Genomic DNA, 19,898 nt, shown 5'->3' on the forward strand with positions numbered 1-19,898 from the left:
GCGAGATTCGCAGGGCGAGGACGCGGGCGTCGAGCGGTTTTCCCCGGTGGGCGGGGCGTTGTCAGTGGCGGGTGCGATGCTGCGGGCATGACTGGGACGACGACGGCCGCGGACTACGCGTGGCTGGAGGAGCAGTACGAGAACCTGATGCAGGCGTACTGCGTCACGCTGGTCCGCGGACTGAATCCCGAGGAACTGCTCCGCGAACTGGCTGCCGAGCCAGGGCCGCGGATCACCGGCGTGGACGGCCTGTGCGAGCCCTCGTACGACGATCGCGGGGCGTACCGGCTGTTCGTCGGGGCGACCTCGGTAGGCGACTGGTCCCTCATGGTCGAGTTCAACGGCTACCTCGGCGTCACGAACGAAGCCATGATCCCCCTCTCACGCGGCCGCACGGTGGTCTCCCACTTCCTCAACGTCAACGCGGTGGACCATTTCTGCTGGTACGAGGACGGCGAGCTGCGCCTGCACTTCGAGCCGCTCTTCGCCTACCACCGCGATGGCACCCATCCCGACGAACTCCTGGAGGAAATGCGGGAGTCGGGCTTCGACCTGATCGAGCACGACGAGGACGACGAGCGGGACTACGAGGGCCTGACCGGCGCCTCCTTCGCCCTCGCCCACCGCATCACCGGCATACGCCTGACCCCGGAGCTGTTCGCGTCGGCCGAGTTCACCTGCGGTGTCGCCCCGGTACCCCACGGCTAGAGCACCTCGTCACAGGCGGCCCTCAGCCGCCGTACCCCCTCCGTGATCTCCCCGACCCCCGCCACCGCCGCGAAGCTCAACCGCAGGTGCCCGGCCGGAGGCTCCGCGCTGAAGTACGGGCGTCCCGGGGTGATCGCGACGCCCGCGCGCAGGGCGGCGGAGGTCAGGGCCGCCTCGTCGGCGCCGTCGGGGAGGCGGAGCCACAGGTGGTAGCCGCCGGACGGGATGTGCGGGAGGGCGAGTTCGGGGAGGTCGAGGCGCAGGGCGGCCGTCATCGTGTCGCGGCGGGTCTTCAACTCGGCGGAGATCGCCCGCAGATGGCGCGGCCAGGCGGGCGAGCCGACGAGTTCGAGCGCGGCCTCCTGCAGGGGCCGGGGCACGAAGAAGGTGTCGACGACCTGGATGGCGCGCAGCCGCTCCAGCACCGGGCCCCGGGCGGCGAGCGCGCTCAGCCGGAAGCTCGGCGAGGTGGCCTTGGTCAGCGAGCAGACGTGGACGACGACGCCGTCGGGATCGTCGGCCGCCAGCGGACGCGGCAGGGGCCCCGCGTCCTCGTGCACCAGCCGTCGTACGAAGTCGTCCTCGACGACGAAGGCACCGGCCTCGTGCGCGATGCGCAGCACCTCGCCGCGCCGCTCGGGGGCGAGCATCGCGCCGGTCGGGTTCTGGAACAGCGGCTGGCAGACGAACACCCGGGCACCGGTCGCCCGGAAGGCATCGGCGAGCAGTGACGGCCGGACACCGTCCGGGTCGACCGGGACGGGGACCGGGCGCAGGCCGGCCGCGCGGGCGATCGCCAGCATGCCCGGGTACGTCGGCGACTCGACCAGCACCGGCGCACCCGGCGGAGCGAGCGCCCGCAGCGCGGTCGTCAGCGCCGACTGGCCGCCCGCGGTGATCAGCACCTCGGCGGCCGAGACAGCACCGCCCGGCCCTCCGATGCTGCGCGCGAACCACTCCCGCAGCTCCGGCAGACCCTCCATGGGCGGCCTCCCCCAGGCCCCGGGCCGCCGACTCGCCCGCGACAGCGCGGCGGCCATCGCCCGCTCCGGCTGCAACGACTGGTGCAGATAGCCGCCGTTGAACTCGATCACGCCGGGCGGCGGGGCGGTGAGCGAGGCCAGCACCCCCGAGGCGTCCACCGAGCGCGGTACGAGCTCCGCGGCGGCGTCCGCGCTGAGCGCCACCTCCTGCCAGGAGGTGTCCCCGACGGGAGCGGCCTGCGTACGAGGTTCGGCGCGGAACGCTCCGGCGCCCGGCCGGGTCACCACCAGCCCCTCGGCGGCCAGTTGCGCGAGGGCGCGGGAGACGGTCACCGGGCTCACCCGGAACCGCTCGACGAGGGCCCGGCTCGACGGGAGCTTTCCACCTGGAGAGTAGCGGTCCAACTCCTGCCGTAGCCGACCTGCCAGTTCACCGACACTGCTACGCTCTTGCATGAGAACAGAGAATAGCGCTATCGCCCCGAACTCGATAGCAGTCACCACCCCGGTCGCCTCGCCCTCGTCGGGCGTCCCGACCAGGAAGACCCTCGGCGGCACCCTGCAGGCCGCTCTCGGTGTGGCGGCCTTCTCCCTCACGTTCCCCGCCACCGCCTGGGGTCTGGAGGGCTTCGGCCCCTGGTCCCTGGTCGCCGTGCGCTGCGTGCTCGCCGCCCTCATCGCGGGCGGCTGCCTGCTCGCCCTGCGCGTGCCGCTCCCCGCCCGCCGGCACTGGGCGGGCCTCACGGTGGTCGCCGCCGGAGTAGTGGTCGGCTTCCCCCTCTTCAGCACGCTCGCGCTGCGGACGTCCACCACCGCGCACGCCGCCGTCGTGGTCGGCCTGCTCCCGCTGACCACCGCTCTGTTCTCGGCCCTGCGCATCGGCTCCCGCCCCTCGCGTACCTTCTGGACGGCGGCGCTCGTGGGAGCGGCCGCGGTGGCCGCCTTCACCGTGCAGCAGAGCGGCGGCGCGCTGACCACGGCCGACCTGTACCTCTTCGCGGCGCTGCTGGTGTGCGCGGCCGGCTACACCGAGGGCGGCCGACTGGCCCGGGTGATGCCGGGCTGGCAGGTGATCGGCTGGGCGCTGGTGCTGTGCCTGCCGCTCAGCGTCCCGGCCGCCGCGGTCGCCCTGTCGTACGAGCCCGTCCACCTGAACTGGCACGGCATGACCGGACTGCTCTGGGTCGCGGCGGGATCGCAGTTCATCGGCCTGGTCGTCTGGTACCGGGGCATGGCGGCCATCGGCATCCCGAAGGCCAGCCAGTTGCAGTTGGCCCAGCCCCTGCTCACACTGGTGTGGTCGGTGCTGCTGCTGGGCGAGCACCTGACAGTGGCCGCCCCGCTGACGGCTGCGGCGGTGCTCGTGTGCATCGCCGTGACCCAGCGGGCGCGTGGCTGAGCGGGCCCGTACGACCCACTTCCAACCACCGCTCCACGCCGTAGACTCAAGGCCACGGACCGCTGCTCCCGCACCTGGTGAGGAGGACCGACAGATGCGTGCAACCGTGGGCGACCAGCTTGTCCAGCACGGCAGGGTGGTCGGGCAACACGACAAGGTCGGCGAGATCGTCGAAATCCTGGGCCAGGAGGGCAACCCCCCGTACCGCGTCCGTTTCGAGGACGGGCACGAGGGTCTGTGCTCCCCCGGCCCCGACACCGAGATCCGTCACAAGAACAGCGCGAGGTAGCTCGACGAGCAGATCAGCGGGGGGCCATGGCCGGCTGCCCGTAGTGGTCCTCGACGACCTGCGCCATGGCCCCGATCCGGTCCGTGGCCACGTCCTTCGCGGCGAAGAAGACGTGGCCGTGCGCCTCCGCGTGCTTCTTGGCCAGGGTGAGGTGCCGGGACAGCTCGGCCGGCTCCTGCCAGGCCGCGGGCTGCGCCGGGTCACCGGCCTTGTAGAGGGCCTCGCCGATGTACAGCTGCGTCCTGCTGCCCCGCGCCACCTCCGCCCACCACGGCACGAGCTTGGCGTAGTCGGCCGCGGCGAAGCCGATGTTCCAGTACAGCTGCGGGCAGATGTAGTCGATCCAGCCCTCACGGACCCATTTCCGGGTGTCCGCGTGCAGATCGTCGTACGTCTGCACGCCCGCCCGTGAGTCGGAACCGAGCGGGTCGGTGGCGGCGTTGCGCCACACGCCGAACGGACTGATACCGAACTGCGTGGTGGGCCGGATGCGCCGGATGCCGGCCGCCATCTCGATGACCAGCTTGTCGATGTTGTCCCGCCGCCAGGCGGCCCGCGTCGCGAAGCCACCGCCGTAGCGGTCGTAGGCGTCGGTGTCGTCGAAGGTCTGGCCCGCCACCGGATAGGGGTAGAAGTAGTCGTCGAAGTGGACCCCGTCGATCTGGTACTTCTCCACCGCGTCAAGCATCGCCTGTTGCACGAAGGTACGCACCGCGGGCAGCCCCGGGTTGTAGTAGAGCTTGCCGCCGTACGTCACCACCCATTCCGGGTTCTGCCGGGCGGGGTGTGACTCGGCCAGCCTGGTGGGGTCCGTGTGGTTGGCGATGCGGTACGGGTTGAACCAGGCATGCAACTGCAGTCCACGGGCGTGGGCCTCCCGGACCGCGGTGCCGAGCGGGTCCCAGCCGGGGTCCTTGCCCTGCGTACCGGTGAGGACCTGCGACCACGGCTCGTACGGCGAGGGCCACAGGGCGTCGGCCGTGGGCCGTACCTGGAGGATCACGGTGTTCAGGCGGCGCTCGACCGCCCGGTCCAGGTGAGCGATCAGCTCGTCGCACTGCTCGTCCGCGGTCAAGCCCGGTTTGGAGGGCCAGTCCCGGTTCGTCACAGTCGCCACCCACACGCCGCGCATCTCCCGGACCGCCCGCCGCCGGCCCGGCTGCGACCCGCGCGCCAGGGCGGAACCCGCCGCCATCGCGCCGCCTCCCGCCACGAGTGCCGACAGGGCGGTCGCCGTGAAGGCCCGTCGTGACAGTCGTGACTTCCGGTGCAGCATCTCTTCGTACCTCCGTGTGCCGTGGTCAAAGGCCCACCCCAGGGCCCTGTCGTCACATTCCCGTCGTCCGCCCGGAGGGCGGGCCCGAATGTGACGACAGGGCCCAGATCCGTACTCTCCGGATCGCGCCCGCGCCAGCTTTTCATGAGGCACCCGAACGATCGATCAAACTTCGCCGAAGGTAACGTGCAGGTTTGGAGCAGGCGCCGAACAACGGCGACCTGCCGCAGTCGTGGACCAGCGAAGGGGACGATGTGACCGGCATCTCCGGAGATATTGCACGCGTCGGTGTGGTGGGCTGCGGCCAGATGGGAGCGGGCATCGCCGAGGTGTGCGCCCGCTCCGGCCTGGACGTGAAGGTCGCCGAGACCACCGGCGAGGCCCTGGAGATCGGCCGCACCCGGCTGTTCACCTCCCTGGCCAAGGCCGCCGAGCGCGGCAAGATCAGCGAGGAGGAGCGGGACACCACGCAGGCGCGGCTGTCCTTCACCACCGACCTGGGCGAGTTCGCCGACCGCGATCTGGTGATCGAGGCCGTCGTCGAGAACGAGCAGGTGAAGACCGAGATCTTCCAGGTCCTCGACCAGGTCGTGACCCGCCCGGACGCGATCCTGGCGTCCAACACCTCCTCGATCCCGCTGGTGAAGCTGGCGGTCGCCACCTCGCGCCCCGACCAGGTCATCGGCGTCCACTTCTTCAACCCGGCCCCGGTGCAGAAGCTCGTCGAGCTGATCCCGGCCCTCACCACCTCCGAGGGCACGATCGCCCGCGCCCAGACCTTCGCCGAGAAGCTGCTGGGCAAGCACGCCATCCGCGCCCAGGACCGCTCCGGCTTCGTGGTCAACGCGCTGCTGATCCCCTACCTCCTCTCGGCGATCCGGATGTTCGAGTCGGGCATCGCCAGCCGCGAGGACATCGACAACGGCATGGAGCTGGGCTGCGCCCACCCGATGGGCCCGCTGAAGCTGTCCGACCTGATCGGGCTGGACACCGTCGCCTCCGTGGCGCAGAGCATGTACGACGAGTTCAAGGAGCCGCTGTACGCCGCTCCCCCGCTGCTCCTGCGCATGGTCGACGCGGGCCGGCTGGGCCGTAAGTCCGGCTCGGGCTTCTACACCTACGGCTGACACAGAGCACGCCGACGGCTGATTACAGACGGTCAGATTCCGGCCAAGCACACGGGCCCGGCACCGAGAAGGTGCCGGGCCCGTGGCATTCACACACCGTGTGCGCTCCGGGCTCGCATATGCCCCTCGCACACTCTCCCCATGCGTCCACCAGGCGAGTTCACTTTCCCTGCGCATGCCAGGGATTCGAGACGACTACGGAAAGGAGCGGGACAAGTGACCGCCGATCCCGAGCATCCCGTCGTATCCGGAGAACTCGCAGAGTTACGACGCCGACTCGACGTCGCCTACGCCCGCGTGGAGGGCGGGCTGGCTCTGCTCACGCACCGCACCGAGGAGACCGCGAAGGAACTCGACGAGCTGAACACCCGGATCAACACACTGGAACACGCGCGCTGGCCGCTGCCCGCGGTCGCCGCCCTCACCGCCGTGGGTGCTCTCGTCGTGGCGATCTGGCAGGCGGTCGGGCACTAGCCGTCCTGACCCAGCCTGAGCTGGTGCAGCATCAGTAACGCGGCCGCCATGTTGGCGGCCGGGACCTCCCCACGGGCGACCATGTCGGGGACGAGCTTCAGGGGGACCCATTCCCGGCGGTCCGACTCGAAGTCGTCCACGGGATGCCCGACGTACTCGCCCTCGTCGGCCCAGTAGATGTGGTGCCGGGCGTCGGTGAGCCCATTGGAGGGCTCCACGCTCATGAGGTGGTGCAGGGGTCCCGGCCGCCAGCCGGTCTCCTCCTCGAGCTCCCTGGCGGCCGCGCGGACGATGTCCTCGCCGTCCTCGACGACGCCCGCCGCGAGTTCCCACCCCCAGCTGTCGGTGATGAAACGGTGGCGCCACAGGAGGAGGACTTCATTGGCCTCGTTGACCACCGTGGCCACGGCGACCGGCCGCAGCCGTATGAGGAAGTGGTCCAGATGCCGTCCGTCCGGCAGCTCCACGTCTGCCAGATTGACGGTGAACCAGCGGTTTTCATACACAGTTTGTTCGTTCTGTTTCGCCCACTGCACGGTTCTGCCACCTTCCGTCGAGTAAGTGGCAATATCGCAGCAGGGACTATGAGGTGTCGGTGCTCTCGAGTACCGGCTTGCACGGGCCTAAAGCGGTACGCGCAGTGCTCCGTCGATGAGTTCGGCGGCCTCGGCGGTGCCCGCGGAGCCGCTTCGCACCAGGTGTTCGCGCACCGCCCGGAGTCTGTCGCGCAGGCGCTGGGACTCCATTCCCCGCGCCTGCTCGGCCATCTGCACCGCTGTGGCCACCGCCTTGTCGGCGTTGCCCTGACGCAGCTCGATCGTGCTGAGCATGGCCAGCCGGTGCACCCGGCCCCGGTCGTGGGCGGGATTGTCGACGGCTGCCGCGGCGTGCTCCCCCGCGGCCGCCAGCTCCCCGAGGCTCAGCAGCGCCTCCGCCACCTGGACGTTGACGAGTCCGGGCTGGACATAGCCCGTTTCGTCGGGTTCGTATCCGCGGTGGATGCGATCGGCGGCCTGCTCGGCACGCCGGATGCAGGACAGGGCGCTCGTGCCGTCGCCGAGGTGGGCGTACGCCTTCGCCTGCATCGCGTACAGGTCGGAGGCGAGCGCCGGGGTGATGTGCTTGCCGGCGGCCCGCAGCGCGGCCTCCGCGAAGGCGACGGCCTGTCTGAACTCCCGCATGAACAGCGACTGGTTGACCAGCAGCGCGATCACATACGCGCCCAGCCCCCGGTCCCCGCTGGCCTTCGCGAGCCGCAGTGCCTGATGGAAGTAGCGCTGGGCGAGCCCGTGCGCGTCGGAGTCGTACGCGCAGATGCCGGCCACCGCCACCAGCCCGCCGGTGGCGCGATGCAGTTGACGCCCCGTGGCATCGGTGTAGCTGCCGCGCAGCAGCGGTGCGGCCTCGGCGTTCAGGAACCCCACGATCCGGGTGCGGGTCGCTATACCGCCCGCCTTGCGGTACATCTGCTCGTAGTGCGTGCGGGCCGCGCGCAGCATCTCGATGTCGCCGGGGGTGACCCGATGCCTCCCGCCACGCGAGACGTCAACGTCCTCGGGCGGGTTCTCCCACTCCCACACGGGCATCACGGCAGGTGTTCCCGTGACCGCGGGCGCTCCCAGGATGTGGGGCCGCTGCTGCTCGTCGGAGCGCCACAACGCGGTGGCCCGCTCCACGAAGCCGGACAGCGAGGTGGCATGCGCGGTGGACGGTTCACCGGGCACACCCAGGCCGATGTCGTCGAGCGTGACGGTACGGTGCAGCCGGGCGGCGAGCACCTCGCAGATCAGGTCGGGCACCTGACCCCGTGGCCGCTGGCCCTTCAACCACCGTGCGACGGCGGTGTGTTCGTATCTCAGCGCGAGCCCACGCGCCCGCCCCGCCTGGTTCACGTGTGCTGCCAGCCCCGCGTGCGAGATCCCGGCCTCGTCCAGGATCGCGTCGAGCAGAGTGTTGGGCTGCATATATGCCCCCCGGGTGGCTCGGTGCCGACAGAGTAGTGCGAACCGGTTCACACGGGGTGTGAACCGAGTGCCCGAATCCGTAGGGTGCGCGCGCTGTTGCGGAGAGTTTCCATCCAGTTGACTGAAATGCCTCGCAAGAGGCCGGCCGGGCCGCCGGCTCCCCCTCGTACAGTGCGGCGGCCCGCATCCGCGCCGTCCGCCCAGCTGCCTGCCCGACACTCCGTGGCGGGGCGGACGGCTGCCGCCGGCTTGGCCGCACGACTGAACGCCGTTGGACTAAAGGTGGTTGGTCGGCTGCGGGTTGCCTGTGGCTGGTCGCGCAGTTCCCCGCGCCCCTAGGGAATCGCAGTGGACCCTGGTTCGATCGTTCCGTAGGACCAGTAGCGCCATGTCGTCTGCGGGCCTTCCCCTCGTATGACGAAGGAGGGCTGCGAAGAGTGTGCGCAGAATCGATTGCGGGGTGATCGGGTGGTTGCGTACGACCTCGATGAGCGCCGCCTTCAGCGAAAAGAACCGGCCTCTCGCGTCCCTCGCGTCCTCGACGCCGTCCGTATAGAGGACCAGGGAGTCGCCGGGAAGCAGGGAGCCGCAGGGCAATGGGGTCAGGTCCGGTGGGAGAGGGAACGGCCCCAGCGGTGGCAGGGGATCGGTGCGGGCGAGGGGCTCCACGCCTGCGTCCGTCAGCAGATACGGCCAGGGATGGCCGCAGTTGAGGGCGGTGATCTCGCCGTCGCGGCCGATCTCCAGCAGCAGGACGGTGACGAACTCCTCGGCGACCGGGGTGTCGGGCTCCAGGCCGGAGGCGGGGTGCTCGTCGCGTGCCCGCTCGCGCAGGTGCCGGGCCAGGGCCCGCTCCAGTCTGCGCAGCACCTGGCCCAGGTCGGGTTCGTCGTGGACGGCCTCGCGGAAGCTGCCGAGGAGGGCGGCCACCGTGCCCATGGCGGCGATGCCATGGCCGCGTACGTCGCCCATCACCGCCCGTACCCCGTGCTCGGTGGCGACGACCTCGTACAGGTCACCCCCGACACAGGCACTGCGATCCGCGGAGAGCTGGGCGGCGGCGACGTTCAGCCCGTCGATGCGCGCGGGCAGCGGCCGCAGCAGCGCGCTCTGCGCGGCCCCGGCGACCTTGCGGACCTGCCGAAGCTCACGCAGCAGGGCCTGCCGCACATGCATGATCAGTCCGGTCCCCACGGCGAAGAAGACGGCGCTGGTGACGACCCGGGCGCCGAAACCGTCCTCCTGGGCGAGCGGACAGGCCAGCTTGTACGTGATCGCCATCGCGCCCCATACGACGGGCAGCCCCATCGCCAGCACTTTCGGGGGTACCCGAGCCTTGATGCGGAACATGCCGATGGCCCCCCAATAGGCCCTGACAACGCAGAATCGGACCGACCCCGAAAGGCCGGTCCGATTCTGTCGAGAGATGGCCCGGAAGTACCAGATCACCCAGAGAAGTCACCCTATTGAGTGAGGTGACCGCAAAGCGCCCGATGGGGGTGTGGGGGCGTGCCCCCACAAGGGGCGCGGGACTGTGTCGATATGCGGCTCCGCCGCGTGGGCGCGACCAGCCACGACGACCCCGCAGCCGCCGAACAACAGCAGTCCCCGCCCTTGGGCGCACTACCCCCGCAAAACCGCACCCGTACGCTCGCCCGCGAGGGCCACCGCAGCGTCCCTGGCAGCCGAAGCCTCATCGACGGTCAGCGTCCGGTCGCCCGCGCGGAAGCGGAGCGCGTACGCCAGCGACTTCTTCCCGTCGCCCAGCTGCTCCTCGTTCTCGTACACGTCGAACAGCCGGATCCCCTCGAGGAGTTCACCGGCCCCCGCACGCAGCGCGGCCTCGACCTCCGCGGCCGGCACCGGCTTGTCCACCACAAGGGCGACATCCTGCGTGGCCACCGGGAACGTGGAGATGCTCGGCGCCTGAGGCGTACCGTCCCCGACCTGCTCCAGGGCGTCCAGGTCCAGCTCCATCGCGCAGGTACGCGCAGGAAGGCCCAGCGCCTTGAGCACCCTCGGGTGCAGCTCACCGGCGTGACCGACAACGCGCTGGGCACCGTCGACGGTGATCGCCAGCTCGGCGCACCGCCCCGGGTGCCAAGGCCCGTACTGCCCGCCCCGCACGACCAGCTCGGCGCCGGCTTCCCGCGCGACGACCCGGGCCGCCTCGACCGCGTCGGACCACCCGGCGGGACGGCCGTCGCCCCACCAGCCGGCCTGCTCCCGCGCCCCGGCGAGGACGACGGCCACGTGGCGCGGCTGCTCGGGCAGCACGGCGTTCAGCGCGGCGATCTCCTCGTCGGTCGGGCGACGGTCGACGGGCAGGTGCCCGGCGACGCTCTGCTCCGCGCGCGGCTGGAAGACCAGGCCGGTCTCGAACAGGGCCAGATCGTGCGAGCCCCGCCCGTCGTTGCGTCGCAGCGCGCCGAGCAGCCCCGGCAGCAGCGACGTGCGCAGCGCGGGCTCCTCGTCGTTGAGCGGGTTGACCAGCTTGACGACGCGGCGGGCCGGGTCGTCGGCCTCCAGTCCGAGCTGGTCGAAGACCTGCTCGCTGACGAAGGGGTAGTTCGGCGCCTCGACGTAACCGGCGCCGGCCAGCGCGCGGCCGACCCGGCGGTGCAGACGCTGACGGTGGGTCAGACCACGGCCGGACGGCGGCTTCGGCAGCGTGGAGGGCAGGTTCTCGTAGCCCTCCAGACGGATGACCTCTTCGGCCAGGTCGTTCGGCTCCAGCAGGTCGGGCCGCCAGGACGGCACGGTGACGATCAGCTCGTCCTGCCCGTACACGTCGCAGCCGATCTCCTGCAGCCGCCGTACGACCGTCTCGCGGCCGTACTCGACGCCCGCCACCTTGTCCGGGTGGTCGGCCGGGCTGGTGATGGTGTGCGGCCCGGACGGCGTGACGACCTCGGTGACGCCGGCCTCGGCCGTGCCACCGGCCAGCAGCACCAGCAGGTCCACCGTCCGCTGTGCGGCAGCGGCCGCCGCGGCCGGGTCGACGCCACGCTCGAAGCGGCGGGACGCCTCCGAGGACAGCTTGTGACGGCGGGCGGTGCGCGCGATGGCGACCTGGTCGAAGTGGGCGGCCTCGATGACGACATCGGTGGACGCGTTCTCGACGTCGTCGTGGTCGGCGATCTCCGTGTTGGCGCCGCCCATGACGCCCGCGAGGCCGATCGGGCCGCGCTCGTCGGTGATCACCAGGTCCTCGGCGTGCAGCTTGCGCTCGACGCCGTCGAGGGTGACGAGCTTCTCGCCCTCCTCGGCCCGGCGCACGCCGATGGTGCCCTGGACCAGGCTGCGGTCGTAGGCGTGCAGCGGCTGGCCGAGCTCCATCATCACGTAGTTGGTGACGTCGACGGCGAGCGAGATCGGGCGCATGCCCACCTTCTGCAGGCGGCGCTGGAGCCAGATCGGCGAGCGCGCCTCGGGGCTCAGGCCGGTCACCGTACGGGCGGTGAAGCGGTCGCAGCCGATCGGGTCCGAGACCTGCACCGGGTAGCCGAAGGCGTTCGGGCCGGGCACGTCGAGGAGCGCCGGGTCGCGCAGCGGGATGCCGTAGGCGATGGCGGTCTCGCGGGCGACGCCGCGGATGGACAGGCAGTCGCCGCGGTTGGCGGTGACGGCGATGTCCAGGACCTCGTCGACCAGCTCCAGGAGCTCGATGGCGTTCTTGCCGACCTCGGTCTCCGGCGGCAGCACGATGATGCCGTGCGTGCCGTCGTCGCCCATGCCCAGCTCGCTGGTGGAGCAGATCATGCCGTGCGAGACGCGGCCGTAGGTCTTGCGCGCGGCGATCGCGAAGCCGCCGGGCAGCACGGCGCCGGGGAGGACCACGACGACCTTGTCACCGACCTGGAAGTTCCGGGCGCCGCAGATGAGTTCCTGGGGCTCGCCGGTGCCGTTGGCCTGGCCGACGTCGACGGTGCAGAAGCGGATCGGCTTCTTGAACTCCGTCAGCTCCTCGATGGTCAGCACCTGGCCGACGACGAGCGGGCCCTTGAGGTCGGCGCCGAGGTGCTCGACGCTCTCGACCTCGAGACCGGCCGAAATGAGCTTGGCCTGGACGTCACGGCCGGTTTCGGTCGCCGGCAGGTCGACGTACTCCCGCAGCCAAGAAAGCGGGACCCGCATCAGATCTCCATCCCGAACGGCCGGGTGAACCGGACGTCACCCTCGACCATGTCTCGCATGTCTTCGACGTTGTGGCGGAACATCAGCATCCGCTCGATGCCGAACCCGAAGGCGAACCCGCTGTACTTCTCCGGGTCGACGCCACAGGCGGTCAGCACCTTGGGGTTGACCATCCCGCAGCCGCCGAGCTCGATCCAGCCCTCGGAGGAGCAGGTACGGCAGGGGCGGTCGGGGTTGCCGACGGACTCGCCGCGGCAGACGTAGCACACCATGTCCATCTCGGCGGACGGCTCGGTGAACGGGAAGAAGTTCGGGCGCAGCCGGGTCTTCATGCCCTCGCCGAACAGGGACTGGACCATGTGGTCCAGGGTGCCCTTGAGGTCGGCCATGGTCAGGCCCTCGTCGACCGCGAGCAGCTCGACCTGGTGGAAGACCGGGGTGTGCGTGGCGTCCAGCTCGTCGGTGCGGTACACGCGGCCGGGACAGATCACGTAGACGGGCAGCTCACGATTGAGCAGGGAGCGGATCTGCACGGGCGAGGTGTGGGTGCGCAGGACGACGCCGGACTCGCTGCCGCCCTCCGGGCCCTGCACGAAGAAGGTGTCGGCCTCGCCGCGCGCGGGGTGGTCGGGGCCGATGTTCAGCGCGTCGAAGTTGAACCACTCGGCCTCGACCTGCGGGCCCTCGGCGACCTCGTAGCCCATGGCCACGAAGATGTCCTCGATGCGCTCGGAGAGCGTGGTGAGCGGGTGACGGGCGCCGGACGGCACGCGGTCGTAGGGCAGCGTGACGTCCACGGCCTCCTCGACCAGCACCCGCTGGTCGCGCTCGGCCTCCAGTTCGGTCTGGCGGGCCGCGAGGCCCTTGTTGACCGCGCCGCGGGCCTGGCCGACGAGCTTTCCGGCGGCGGCCTTGGCATGCGGGGGCAGGGCGCCGATCTCGCGGTTGGCGAGGGCCAGCGGGGAGGTGCCGCCGGTGTGGGCGACCTTGGCCTCCTGGAGCGCGTCGAGGGAGTCCGCGGCGGCGAAGGCGGCGAGCGCCTCGTCCCGCATGCGCTCGATCTCTTCCGGTTTCAAGGCCTCGACCTCTACAGGGTCGTACGACTTATTCGGTGCCGACATCTCTTCCCGTGCTTCCGATTGGCTGGCTGAAGGTCCCCGTACCGACTCGTGGACAGATCGTCACGGTTTTTGGGACACAAAGGTGCCAAAGGCCGAGTCTAACGGGGTTGAGGAATGCGAATGCGCCCGTGGGGCTCGGTCCGGATCTCAGGTGAGATACGCGGGTGCCGCCACGGGCAACGTAAATCGGAACTGCGCGCCGCCGCCGGGGGCGCGGCCGACCTCGATGGCGCCGCCGTGGGCCTCGACGATGCCCTTGACGATGTAGAGCCCGAGGCCCGTGCCACCGCGCTTGCTGCCCCGCCAGAAGCGGGTGAAGACGCGGTTCATGGATTCCTCCGGGATGCCGGGCCCCTCGTCGCTCACCGTGACCGACGTGGCGGTGTTCTCGCGGTCTTCCCCCTCACGTGGGGACGTCGTGGCCGTGATGTCAATGGTGACCGTTCCGTCGCCGTGCCGCACCGCATTTTCGATGAGGTTGCTGAGCACCTGGTCGATCTTGTCGGGGTCGGCCCACAGGTCGGGCAGCGGCTGCTCGACGCGCAGCAGGAACCGGTCGGCGGGCTGGCCGGCGGCGACGTACGCCTGGATGTGCCGTCCCACGGCCGCGCCGATGTCGACGGGCTGGCGGCGCACCTCGAGGCGCCCGCTGTCGATCCGCGAGATGTCGAGCAGCTCGGCGATGAGCCGGGTGACCCGGTCGGCGTCGGCGTCGACGGTCTCCAGCATGAGTCGCTTCTGGTCGTCGGTGAACCGTTCCCACTTGGCGAGGAGCGTGGCGGTGAAGCCCTTGACCGAGGTGAGCGGAGAACGCAGCTCGTGCGCGACGGTCGCGATCAGCTCGGCGTGACTGCGCTCGGTGCGGCGGCGGGCCTCGGTGTCGCGCAGGGAGACGACGACGCGGCGGACGGGCCCGGTCGGCTCGGCACGGACGTAGCGCACCGAGACGAGCACCTCCCGTCCGCCGGGAAGGAGCAGGTTGCGCTCAGGCTGCCGGCGCCTGATGGCGAGCCCGCCGTACGGGTCGGTCACCTGCCACCAGCGCCGCCCTTCGAGGTCCTCTAACGGCAGGGCCTTCTCCAGCCGCTGCCCGAGGGCGTCGGCGGCGGGGACGGCGGTGATGCGTTCGGCGGCGGCGTTGAAGCAGATGACGTGCCCGTGCTCGTCGGCGACGACCAGGCCGTCGGGCAGGTCGTCGGGATCGATTCCGAGCTCGGCGGGATCACCGGGCCGGGACGTGGACGGCCGCCGCACCTCCCGTGCCCCCGGTGCGCTGCTGGTGCCGACACTCATCCCCGTACCCCACCTCTCACAACGGCTGAGGGGCCCCCGAGCTGGTCACCCTACTAGCTCTCGGTGACGGTGCGGCACCCTCCGGAGCCGCGCTGTGCACGGGCCGACGCATAGAGACATACGGCGGCGGCGGTGGCGAGGTTCAGGCTCTCGGCCTTCCCGTGGATCGGCACGCGCACGACGGCGTCGGCCAGCGCGCGCGTCTCCTCCGGAAGCCCCCAGGCCTCGTTCCCGAAGACCCAGGCCGTCGGCCCGCCCATGGTCCCCTTGTCGAGCTCGTCGTCGAGATCGTCGGTCCCCGCCCCGTCGGCGGCGAGGATGCGCACGCCGGCCTCCTTGAGCCCCGCCACGGCCCGCTCGACGGGGACGCCGACGGCGACGGGAAGGTGGAACAGCGATCCGACCGAGGCCCGTACGGCCTTGGGGTTGTAGAGATCCACGGACGCGTCGGTCAGTACGACGGCCTCGGCACCGGCGGCATCGGCGCACCGCAGCACCGTCCCGGCGTTCCCGGGGTCCCGCACGTGCGCGAGCACGGCGACGAGCCTGGGCCGGGCGGCGAGGATCTCGTCGAAGGGCGTGTCGATGAACCGGCAGATCCCGACGAGCCCCTGCGGCGTGACCGTGGTGGAGATGTCGGCGATCACCTGCTCGTCGGCGAGGTGCACGCGGGCTCCCGCGGCCCGGGCCTCCCCGATGATGTCGGCGTACCGCTCCGCGGCCTCGACGGTCGTGAACAGCTCCACGAGTGTGGACCCGTACGCCGCCGCCTCCCGCACGGCCTGCGGCCCCTCCGCGAGAAACAGCCGCTCCTTCCCCCGGAAGTTCCGCTTGGCGAGCCGCCGGGCGGCGGAGACGCGGGGGGAACGGGGGGAGATCAGCTCGGGGCTGACGGGCATGGGTTCACCTTGGTGTTCTGAAGTTCACGGACACAACAGGACCCGCAAGCCTCCTCGGCCTGCGGGTCCCTTCAGTCACGTCGGCCTGGAGCCGCTGGAGCGTCAGGCGGCCTTCGGGGCGTTGACGTCCGACGGCAGCGCCTTCTGCGCGACCTCGACGAGCGCGGCGAACGCGTTCGCGTCGTTGACGGCCAGCTCGGCCAGGATCTTGCGGTCGACCTCGACGTTCGCGGCCTTCAGACCCTGGATGAAGCGGTTGTACGTGATGCCGTTGGCGCGGGCAGCAGCGTTGATGCGCTGGATCCACAGCTGGCGGAAGTCACCCTTGCGCTTCTTGCGGTCGTTGTAGTTGTAGACCAGCGAGTGGGTGACCTGCTCCTTGGCCTTGCGGTACAGGCGCGAACGCTGACCGCGGTAGCCGGAAGCCTGCTCGAGGATCGCCCGGCGCTTCTTGTGGGCGTTGACTGCCCGCTTGACGCGTGCCACTTTTTAACTCCTTGTAGCGGGGCCGTGGTTGGACTCACACGGCCCGGAATCGATTGGGTCCCGGTCCAGACGTACGGCGCTCGGTGGGGGCGCCGCTCACGTCACTTGCCGAGAAGCTTCTTGATCTTCGCGGCGTCGCCCGGGGCCATCTCGGCGTTGCCGGTGAGGCGACGCGTCACGCGGGACGACTTGTGCTCGAGCAGGTGGCGCTTGCCGGCGCGCTCACGGAGCACCTTGCCGGAGCCGGTGACCTTGAAGCGCTTGCTGGCACCGCTGTGCGACTTGTTCTTCGGCATAGCGCCGTTCTCTCCTCGTAGATGGCGTTCCGATGCCCGGTCGTCAAACCGGGCACGGTGGAACGTCGCTCTTGTATCGGTTACGTCCTGGGGACTGGCGTCCCCCGGGATCACGCCTCGGCGGAAGCCTCGGCAGGTGCCTCGGCGTCCTCGACGCTGTCGGTGTCCGCGGCGTTCTGCGACTTGCCGGGGTTGGCCTTCGCTTCTGCCTTGCGGGCTTCCTGCGCCTGGCGGGCCTCGGCCATCGCCTCGGTCTTCTTCTTGTGCGGACCGAGAACCATGATCATGTTGCGGCCGTCCTGCTTCGGGTTCGACTCGACGAACCCGAGGTCCTGAACGTCCTCCGCGAGCTTCTGCAGCAGCCGGTAGCCCAGCTCGGGCCGGGACTGCTCGCGACCACGGAACATGATCGTGATCTTGACCTTGTCGCCCTGCTTGAGGAACCGGACGACGTGACCCTTCTTGGTGTCATAGTCGTGCGGGTCGATCTTCGGCCGGAGCTTCATCTCCTTGATGACCGTGTGCGCCTGGTTCTTGCGCGCCTCACGGGCCTTCATGGCCGACTCGTACTTGAACTTCCCGTAGTCCATGAGCTTGCACACGGGCGGACGGGCGTTCGCCGCTACCTCGACAAGGTCGAGGTCGTACTCCTGGGCAAGCTCCAGTGCCTTGGCCAGCGGGACGATGCCCACCTGCTCGCCACTGGGACCGACAAGTCGCACCTCGGGAACGCGAATCCGGTCGTTGATGCGGGGCTCGGCGCTGATGGATCCTCCTCGGTTAGCACCACACGGCGGTCTGGCGGACAGCCGCGTATGTCTCTCGTTCAGTAAGACCTAACCGCGCCGAAGCACAAAAAATGCCCCGGACGATCACAGGCGGGGCTCCAAAACACTACCGGAGCACCGCCGCGATGATCGCGGGGCGCGATTTCGGGCGACTCCATCGTCCGTACGGAACGATGGTGGCCGCCTGACCGGGTGACCCGCCGTCCCGGGGGACGGTCAGGTGGGAGATCGGAGCCTCCACTTGTGGGCTCGACACATAAGTGTCCAGCCGGTCGTTACACAAGGTTAGCAGCATCCCGGGGGTGGCGCTAACCGGCGTGGGCCGGGGCCTATCGTGTGGGGCATGAGTGACACCTCCCCTTCGGACACCCCCGAGACCCCCGGCGCGACCGACTTCGACGCCATGACCCGTGACATCGCCGAGGTCCCGGCGGTCGAGGTGATCGTGACGGTCGCCGTCAACCTGATGAGCGCCGCCGCCGTGAAGCTCGGTCTGACCGAGGAGGGCGACAAGCACAAGGACCTGGACGAGGCCCGCAAGCTGGTGCACGCCCTCGCCGGTCTGCTGGACGCGAGCACGACCGAGATCAGCTCGTTCCACGCGGCACCGCTGCGCGACGGGCTGAAGTCGCTGCAGCTGGCGTTCCGCGAGGCGTCGATCGTCCCGGACGAGCCGGGTCAGGGGCCGGGCGAGAAGTACACCGGCCCGGTCTACGGCTAGTCACCCTCGCGGCGACGACGGATCAAGCTCGTACGAACAGGGGCTCGCCCGGAGGCGTGGTCCCGGCCGGCAGCAACGCCAGGTCGAGACCGCGCACCAGGCGGGCCCTCAGTGTGTCGTCGGCGGCGAGCCGCTCGGCGACCGCGCGGGCGGCCTGGGCGGGTACGGCGGACTCGTCCAGAACGAGGGCCAGCGTGCCGTCGGCCTGCCCGGGCCCGAGGTGGGCGAGCAGCACGGCGGGTTCTGCGGCCACCGCGGCGCGTACCGCCTCCCGCACGGCCGGGTCGGCCAGCGGATCCGTCGTCGTACGCCCCTCGGCGAGCGCGAGCAGCGCGCGTCCCGTCAGCTCGTACGGCACCGGACCGGCCATGTCCAGGACGATCGTGTCCGCCTTCTCGTGGACGGCGGCCTGCAGGGCCTGGTGCAGGGGTACGGCGACGGGGCGGGCCGCCGGGTCCCAGCGGGCGAGGGAGTCGGTGGACGTGAAGGCGGGCAGGGCGGTGCGGTCGCCGGCCTTCAGGGTGGGGACGGCCATGTCGCTGGTCTTCTCGCGGCGCAGCCCGTTCTCGTCCTCCTCGACCTCGCCGAGCACGGCCACGACGGGGACGAGCAGCCGGGCGTCCTTGAGTGCGGCCAGGACGGGTCCCTCGGCGGTGCGGTCCTCGGCCCAGGCGGCGAGCGCGGCGCTCAGCCGGGGGTCGGCGGTGCCGTCGTCGTCGGAGAAGGCAGAGTCGGGAATGTTCTTGTTCGCCACGGTCACCGACCCTATCGGGGGGATGCTGCTGCGCTTGTGCGGCCCCGGTAACCGTGCCGTGACACGGCTCCCCGCAATCCCCGTTTCTCTGACACAGATCTAACGTCCGTCTAACGGTACGCACAGACGGCGCCCTCACGATCGCGGACATGGAGTCCTCCGGAGCCCGCCGAAGCCGTCGCGCTCGCCTCTCCCGACGCCGCCTGCTGTACGGCGCCCTCGCCGCCGTCACCGTCCTCGGCGGTACGGCCGCGGGAACCGTGTACGTGACCGCGCAGGCGCACTCCGGGGGGAGGGCCGTATCGTCGGCGGCGTCGCCGACGGCCTCGCCCTCGTCCTCGGCGCCGGTCGCAGTGAGCGGGGAGGCTTCGGTGGAACCTGTGGTGCAGCCGACGGTGGATCACGACGAGCTGCTGGCGACGGCCATGGAGGCGGTGGACGTCCCGGACGGGGTGGAGGTGGCGGTGGCGGTGCTGGACCTGGAGTCCGGTGAGAGCGCCTCGTACGGGGACGGCGGCTTCGACACGGCCAGCATCGTCAAGGTCGACATCCTGGCGGCGCTGCTGCTGCAGGCGCAGGACGAGGGACGGCAACTGACGGCGGCGGAGAAGTCGTACGCGACCGCGATGATCGAGAGCAGCGACAACGCCTCGGCGTCGGAGCTGTGGCGCAGGATCGGGAAGGCGGCGGGGCTGGACGCCGCGAACGAGCGCTTCGGCCTCACCGGGACCGAGGGCGGCGACGGGATGCTCTGGGGGCTGACGCAGACCACCGCCGCCGATCAAGTCACCCTGTTGCGGCAGGTGTTCGGGGAGGACTCGGAGCTGAGCGAGGCCTCCCGGGCGTATCTGCGCGGGCTGATGGGGCAGATCGCCGTGGGCCAGCGGTGGGGGGTGTCGGCTGCGGCCGACGGCTCCTCGTGGGCGCTGAAGAACGGCTGGCTGCCGCGTACGGCGACCGGGTTGTGGGACATCAACAGCGTCGGCCGGGTGACGGTCGACGGCCACGACTACCTGGTGGCCGCACTGTCGGACGGCAACGTGACGCAGGCGCAGGGGATTTCGCTGGTCGAGGCGGCTGCGGTGGCGGCGGTGTCGGTGTTCGCCGGGGAGGACGCGTCGGCGTCGGGGGCCGCTTCGGTGGCCGCGACGGCATCGTCGTAGCCGCTCCGGCGGTCTCGGAC

Annotated in this window: 19 protein-coding genes and 1 pseudogene; 7 read left to right on the plus strand and 13 right to left on the minus strand. The window is 70.7% G+C overall.

From position 1 onward, the window contains the following. Positions 1 to 87: 87 nt before the first annotated feature. Complete coding sequence (locus ABD932_RS01125; RefSeq protein ID WP_345008122.1) at positions 88 to 708, plus strand: DUF6461 domain-containing protein; 621 nt, start codon at positions 88 to 90, stop codon at positions 706 to 708. On the opposite strand, the gene ABD932_RS01130 is transcribed toward ABD932_RS01125, so the two are convergent. Further along, complete coding sequence (locus tag ABD932_RS01130; RefSeq protein ID WP_345008124.1) at positions 705 to 2,147, minus strand: aminotransferase-like domain-containing protein; 1,443 nt, start codon at positions 2,145 to 2,147, stop codon at positions 705 to 707. The two genes, ABD932_RS01125 and ABD932_RS01130, sit on opposite strands and share 4 nt — an antisense overlap. Between ABD932_RS01130 and ABD932_RS01135 the strand changes: the two genes are divergently transcribed. Next, positions 2,146 to 3,090 (plus strand): DMT family transporter, encoded by a 945-nt coding sequence (locus tag ABD932_RS01135; RefSeq protein ID WP_345008125.1) that lies wholly within the window; start codon positions 2,146 to 2,148, stop codon positions 3,088 to 3,090. The two genes, ABD932_RS01130 and ABD932_RS01135, sit on opposite strands and share 2 nt — an antisense overlap. Positions 3,091 to 3,184: 94 nt before the next feature. Further along, complete coding sequence (locus ABD932_RS01140) at positions 3,185 to 3,379, plus strand: DUF1918 domain-containing protein (RefSeq protein ID WP_126390308.1); 195 nt, start codon at positions 3,185 to 3,187, stop codon at positions 3,377 to 3,379. Positions 3,380 to 3,392: 13 nt separating this feature from the next. Here ABD932_RS01140 and ABD932_RS01145 read toward each other — a convergent pair whose 3' ends face one another. Beyond that, on the minus strand, positions 3,393 to 4,655 hold the full coding sequence (locus ABD932_RS01145; protein WP_345008126.1) for a glycoside hydrolase family 10-like protein: 1,263 nt from the start codon (positions 4,653 to 4,655) through the stop codon (positions 3,393 to 3,395). A 254-nt stretch (positions 4,656 to 4,909) separates the two neighbouring features. On the opposite strand from ABD932_RS01145, the gene ABD932_RS01150 reads away from it, so the two are divergent. Continuing rightward, complete coding sequence (locus ABD932_RS01150; RefSeq protein ID WP_345008331.1) at positions 4,910 to 5,782, plus strand: 3-hydroxybutyryl-CoA dehydrogenase; 873 nt, start codon at positions 4,910 to 4,912, stop codon at positions 5,780 to 5,782. 216 nt (positions 5,783 to 5,998) lie between these two features. Next, positions 5,999 to 6,256 carry a hypothetical protein gene (locus ABD932_RS01155; protein ID WP_126390312.1) on the plus strand — a complete coding sequence of 86 codons (258 nt, stop codon included), beginning with the start codon at positions 5,999 to 6,001 and terminating at the stop codon, positions 6,254 to 6,256. On the opposite strand, the gene ABD932_RS01160 is transcribed toward ABD932_RS01155, so the two are convergent. The 10 genes and pseudogenes from ABD932_RS01160 to infC all read right to left on the minus strand — a co-directional run bounded on the left by ABD932_RS01160 (position 6,253) and on the right by infC (position 17,244). Then, positions 6,253 to 6,792 carry an NUDIX hydrolase gene (locus ABD932_RS01160; RefSeq protein WP_345008128.1) on the minus strand — a complete coding sequence of 180 codons (540 nt, stop codon included), beginning with the start codon at positions 6,790 to 6,792 and terminating at the stop codon, positions 6,253 to 6,255. The genes ABD932_RS01155 and ABD932_RS01160 overlap by 4 nt on opposite strands. An 87-nt stretch (positions 6,793 to 6,879) precedes the next feature. Then, positions 6,880 to 8,220: an NsdA family TPR-like regulatory protein gene (locus tag ABD932_RS01165; protein ID WP_126390316.1), complete on the minus strand. Its 1,341-nt coding sequence runs from the start codon at positions 8,218 to 8,220 to the stop codon at positions 6,880 to 6,882. 276 nt (positions 8,221 to 8,496) lie between these two features. After that, complete coding sequence (locus ABD932_RS01170; RefSeq protein ID WP_345008130.1) at positions 8,497 to 9,570, minus strand: PP2C family protein-serine/threonine phosphatase; 1,074 nt, start codon at positions 9,568 to 9,570, stop codon at positions 8,497 to 8,499. Between the two features lie 273 nt (positions 9,571 to 9,843). After that, positions 9,844 to 12,357, minus strand: coding sequence for a phenylalanine--tRNA ligase subunit beta (pheT, locus tag ABD932_RS01175; protein WP_345008132.1), 2,514 nt, complete (start codon positions 12,355 to 12,357; stop codon positions 9,844 to 9,846). Beyond that, positions 12,357 to 13,478 (minus strand): phenylalanine--tRNA ligase subunit alpha, encoded by a 1,122-nt coding sequence (gene pheS / locus ABD932_RS01180; RefSeq protein WP_345008134.1) that lies wholly within the window; start codon positions 13,476 to 13,478, stop codon positions 12,357 to 12,359. Before pheS ends, pheT begins: the two co-directional genes overlap by 1 nt. Before the next feature lie 147 nt (positions 13,479 to 13,625). Then, positions 13,626 to 14,771, minus strand: coding sequence for a sensor histidine kinase (locus ABD932_RS01185; protein WP_345008136.1), 1,146 nt, complete (start codon positions 14,769 to 14,771; stop codon positions 13,626 to 13,628). Between the two features lie 53 nt (positions 14,772 to 14,824). Next, positions 14,825 to 15,670, minus strand: coding sequence for a TrmH family RNA methyltransferase (locus tag ABD932_RS01190; RefSeq protein WP_345008138.1), 846 nt, complete (start codon positions 15,668 to 15,670; stop codon positions 14,825 to 14,827). 102 nt (positions 15,671 to 15,772) lie between these two features. Then, positions 15,773 to 16,156, minus strand: a complete 384-nt coding sequence (gene rplT / locus ABD932_RS01195; RefSeq protein ID WP_006141703.1) for a 50S ribosomal protein L20 — start codon at positions 16,154 to 16,156, stop codon at positions 15,773 to 15,775. Positions 16,157 to 16,257: 101 nt separating this feature from the next. Continuing rightward, a complete protein-coding gene (rpmI, locus tag ABD932_RS01200; RefSeq protein WP_004933563.1) occupies positions 16,258 to 16,452 on the minus strand; it encodes a 50S ribosomal protein L35 in 195 nt (64 codons plus the stop codon). A 110-nt stretch (positions 16,453 to 16,562) separates the two neighbouring features. Further along, positions 16,563 to 17,244: pseudogene (infC, locus tag ABD932_RS01205) on the minus strand (translation initiation factor IF-3). Between the two features lie 339 nt (positions 17,245 to 17,583). Between infC and ABD932_RS01210 the strand changes: the two are divergent. Further along, positions 17,584 to 17,961, plus strand: coding sequence for a DUF1844 domain-containing protein (locus ABD932_RS01210; protein WP_126390329.1), 378 nt, complete (start codon positions 17,584 to 17,586; stop codon positions 17,959 to 17,961). Between the two features lie 22 nt (positions 17,962 to 17,983). Here the strand turns inward: ABD932_RS01210 and ABD932_RS01215 are convergent, their stop codons facing one another. Next, positions 17,984 to 18,715, minus strand: a complete 732-nt coding sequence (locus ABD932_RS01215) for an SseB family protein (RefSeq protein WP_345008141.1) — start codon at positions 18,713 to 18,715, stop codon at positions 17,984 to 17,986. Positions 18,716 to 18,864: 149 nt separating this feature from the next. Between ABD932_RS01215 and ABD932_RS01220 the strand changes: the two genes are divergently transcribed. Beyond that, positions 18,865 to 19,878: a serine hydrolase gene (locus ABD932_RS01220; protein ID WP_345008143.1), complete on the plus strand. Its 1,014-nt coding sequence runs from the start codon at positions 18,865 to 18,867 to the stop codon at positions 19,876 to 19,878. The last annotated feature ends 20 nt before the right edge of the window (positions 19,879 to 19,898 follow it).

The organism is Streptomyces shaanxiensis, from assembly GCF_039537145.1.
Classification (GTDB): Bacteria; Actinomycetota; Actinomycetes; order Streptomycetales; family Streptomycetaceae; genus Streptomyces; species Streptomyces shaanxiensis.